This is a genomic window from Patescibacteria group bacterium (genome assembly GCA_020148045.1).
In the GTDB taxonomy this organism is placed as follows: Bacteria; Patescibacteriota; Minisyncoccia; order Minisyncoccales; family GWA2-38-27; genus JAHCRG01.
The window spans coordinates 1-3,931 of sequence record JAHCRG010000002.1; the positions used below are offsets into that span (position 1 = coordinate 1).

The 3,931-nt window shown below is 34.3% G+C and carries 3 protein-coding genes; 1 reads left to right on the forward strand and 2 read right to left on the reverse strand.

Annotation, left to right across the window (positions count from 1 at the left end; all coding sequences use genetic code 11):
- Window positions 1-309 precede the first annotated feature (309 nt).
- Complete coding sequence (locus KJA13_00030) at window positions 310-1,401, forward strand: three-Cys-motif partner protein TcmP (protein ID MBZ9577415.1); 1,092 nt, start codon at window positions 310-312, stop codon at window positions 1,399-1,401.
- A gap of 6 nt (window positions 1,402-1,407) precedes the next feature.
- Here KJA13_00030 and KJA13_00035 read toward each other — a convergent pair whose 3' ends face one another.
- Both KJA13_00035 and KJA13_00040 read right to left on the reverse strand, forming a co-directional pair.
- Window positions 1,408-2,472 carry a hypothetical protein gene (locus KJA13_00035; protein ID MBZ9577416.1) on the reverse strand — a complete coding sequence of 355 codons (1,065 nt, stop codon included), beginning with the start codon at window positions 2,470-2,472 and terminating at the stop codon, window positions 1,408-1,410.
- A 228-nt stretch (window positions 2,473-2,700) separates the two neighbouring features.
- On the reverse strand, window positions 2,701-3,931 hold a 1,231-nt coding region (locus tag KJA13_00040), incomplete at its 5' end, for a hypothetical protein (GenBank protein MBZ9577417.1).

Below are 3,931 nucleotides of genomic sequence, written 5' to 3' on the forward strand. Positions count from 1 at the left end.
AGCCCTTGATACAATTAATATTATGATCAGCCCATTCTTTCGTGCCAGAAGTTATTTTTCGTTTACCACCCTCCATTTTTCTCACCATTTAGCATAAAGTCAACTGCTTCAAGTAATAATGTGGTTTTTAACTATTGTATCTTGGATGTACCTCTTTTCATTTTACTTACCTTTCGTTTTCCATTCAATATTATAGTTCTGTTAGTGTACAGGATCAAAGTATTTAAAGGTATACCATCAACTCGTTTATTAACTTTTATCAAAAGGCTTAAGTATAGATCATAAAAGATTAATCTGAAGAAAGCGTTGGTGCCTGTTGAACCTACCATTTGGGACCTTGATCCCCACACTAAAGCTAAACATGAAATTCTTAGATATTATCTTGGAGGATGGTTTCCTATTCTAGCTCGTTACGCTGGTAGAATTGTGTATATAGATGGTTTTGCTGGTCCAGGTGTGTATTCAAAGGGTGAAGAAGGTTCTCCAGTAATAGCGCTGAGGACTGCGTACGAACATGTTTTAAGGCCTCAATTTCGTGCAGAACTTGTATTTCTATTTATTGAAAGTAGAAAAGATAGGGCTGAAAAGTTAAAGGAAGTTCTTCAGGAAAAATTTCCTGATCTTCCTGAAAAAATAAAATACTGGGTTATTAGCGACGAATTTGAGCCTACAATTGAAAGATTCCTTGAAGAACTTGAAAAAGAGAAGGCAAAATTAGCGCCTACATTTGCATTTATTGATCCTTTTGGATTTACCGGTTTCTCAATGGATTTACTAAAAAGGCTATTGCGCCATAATAAATGTGAAGTATTGATAACTTTTATGGCAGGTTTCATTAAAAGATTTCTTGATGAACTTAGAGAACCCGCATTAGATAGCTTATTCAGCACAGATGAGTGGCGAAAAATTAGAGATATTGACAGACCTAAGGAGCGTCCTCTATTAGAGCTATATGAACGACAATTAAGAGAAGTTTGTGGCATAAATTACACTAGGAGTTTCGAAATGATCGGTGAAAATAATCAATTAATGTACTATATGATTTTTGGCACTAAACATTGGAAGGGTTTGAAAGTTATGAAAGAAGCGATGTGGAATGTTGATGGTCGTGGATTATATTCATTTTCTGATAGACTGGGTAGAGAACAAAGATTTTTAACTAATTACCAAGATGAACCTTTTTGGATACCTAGTGCAGCTGAAGAGGTATATAATAAATTTAAGGGTCAAACGATATCAGTAGAAGATATAGAAAAATTTATTATTATAGAAATAGAATACATTTTCAGAAAATCGATATTGATCTATATAGAAGATAATAATCCTGAAAGAATAGCGGATATTAAGGGTCGTAGAAAAAGAAGAAGTTTTCCAGCTGGATGTATAATAACTTTCTCCTAACTTTATTTATGAATTGAATGCATTTTTTCCATAGCAGTTACACATTTTCGGTATGTAATTTAAGCCAAGCTCTTTCCACATCTCAGTAGTCTCTTTACAAATAGATACTCTACGTAAAGGGTACCCTAAAGATTCAATTATATCATAAAAGAAGGAGTAGATATCTATCCTCGATTCAAAAGAAAGTTTCTTACCCCAACCTGTATTTTCTTTAAAAAAATTTATCCATGTCATATCAACTCCAGCCTTTTCCGCGTAATGGATTGTTTTCCATAACCCTCTTGGAGTTCCCAAAATAATCCTGTTGGGCCAGAACGCAGAGAAAATATTATCCAATAATTTTCCATAGTGTTTTTTCCAGTTTTCAATAGGGAATATTGGGTCTATCCGAATTCTAGTATCATATCCTTCTTCCCAAACTAAACTTGCTGCTTCGATTCTATCGACCGGTCTTGCAGCAATGGATTCCCACTTTTTTGCAATAGGCTCAGAATTGATACTCCATCCACAGATAACCTGTTTTCTCGGTTTTTCTAATAAAAATCCAATATTGCGGGTTCCAAACTTAGAAAGCAAGTATATTTTATGTTTTGATTGTTCCTCAAATAAATCCACAATTTTTGCCATTAGGGTGGGATTCATCAAAGAGTCACATAATTCACCTGAATTGAAGATTTGAGGCTTTTTTATCTTCTGGAAAGCCTCTTTGATGCATCTTAAAGTTTCCTCTATACGTACATAACTAGGTTTCATTCTTCCCCTTGTTGTTCCTCTTAGATAACAGTAGCTACAGTTCAAAGGACAGCCATAAGCCCATCTTATTTCCCAAAATGGACCACAAGCAATGTCTTCAGGAGTTTTTTTAAATAGCTTGATAACTCCATTTCCAGACCAACCCTCATCAACATCTTCCTGAATAACTTCCGGATGGGTTATTTTTCCAATTTTTTCAACATCTATAAACTTAGTAAGTTTTTCAACACCCTCAGCTCTTTTTTCCCTCTGCTTACGACGAATAGTTTCCCAAGCTTTAAGGGCAGCTTGTCTTCGTTTCTCCCGTTCATCGCTCATTGGAACAGCCAAAAATTACATGTTAATGATCCTTAATATTTTATTTCGTGTCGTTTAGGTTAAAACCATTTACGGGAAAAGGGCAAAACCACCCTCCTTCTATAAAAGAACTGGACATTTCAAAACTGAAAGTTATAGCCTCACCCAAATCCGTCTCGGCTGGGTTTTAGCTGCTGCAAATAAAGAGAGATGTGAGGATAATTTTAATTGATTCAAGATTGATTCTTCTTACAATTTCTCTAGATACAGGACATTATTGACAACCGAGGTTTTAACCTTTTTTATGCCTCTGGCCTCGATCCTCTTGTTTAGCTGTGTCCTCAGATAGTTGGCATCCTTCCCCTCTACAGTAACCTCAACAAGATTGTTAGTGCCCTCTATGAAGGAATCCATTATTGGGTCGTACTTGCCCCCTTTACGATACCTTCTCGATGGCTTCTTTTCAAGGGGCTTTAATTCGAACTTCATATTATCCATACAATTATTGGATATCTGATTCCAATGTATTCTAATATTATTTTCTTCTACATTCCCTTTGTGAAGTTCGAGAATTTTATCTGTTCGAATACCCATATCTCTTGGAATATACATAAAATATTTTTTTTCAATCGGGATATTGTCAACTATTATTCTATGAACAGTAAATCCAACAGATTCAGAGACCTCAGCAAGCATTTCAGCTGAATTTACATGTTTACCCCTTAATTTAGCATCACCTATTACTATGAAACAAGCAGAATTATTTTTCAATAACTCATACATTTTATCTATACAACTTTTTATTTTTTCAATATATTTAGTTTTTGAACCTGTATGGAGTAATTTTGCTCCTACCTCTTTATAATCATAATTTAAGAACCATAATCTAAGCCAATTATCCCAAGCATATGTTTGTTTATTAAAGTAAGGTGGTGATGTTATAATCAAATTAATGGATCTTTTCCATAGCCGCAGTTTTGAAGCTTTTTTTTGGTACGCATATCCTTTTGTTATAGGGAGGCCTTCGTATAGCACTTGTTTTGCCTTAAGCTCAATGCATTTTAGAACATCTCTCTTTGGCCTTACAAGATTATGTTCCTCAGCGTATCTTTTCACGTATCGTGGAGACATCGAGAATGAGTGCGAGCATGGTAAAGAAAGTGAGATCAAAGAATTTCCATGTAAAATACCGCATACTAAAGCTTTGATAAAAATTTTTAGGTCAGAATTATCATATTTCAAAATTTCTCTAAGTAATAAAATTTGTTTAAGAGTATATGAGTGATAAAATATTTTTACATTCTCATTAGTCGTCTCATAACTCAAAGCTTCTTTATAAAATTCTTCCTGCCTTAGACTATTTAAATAGTTTTTAACTTTTCTTAAATACACCGGTCTGACTATTGAATGGGTTAAAACATATGCTTCTGGAGATAAGTCATTTCCTATTCCAATTCTACCCGCTAGGCATGATTCTAAA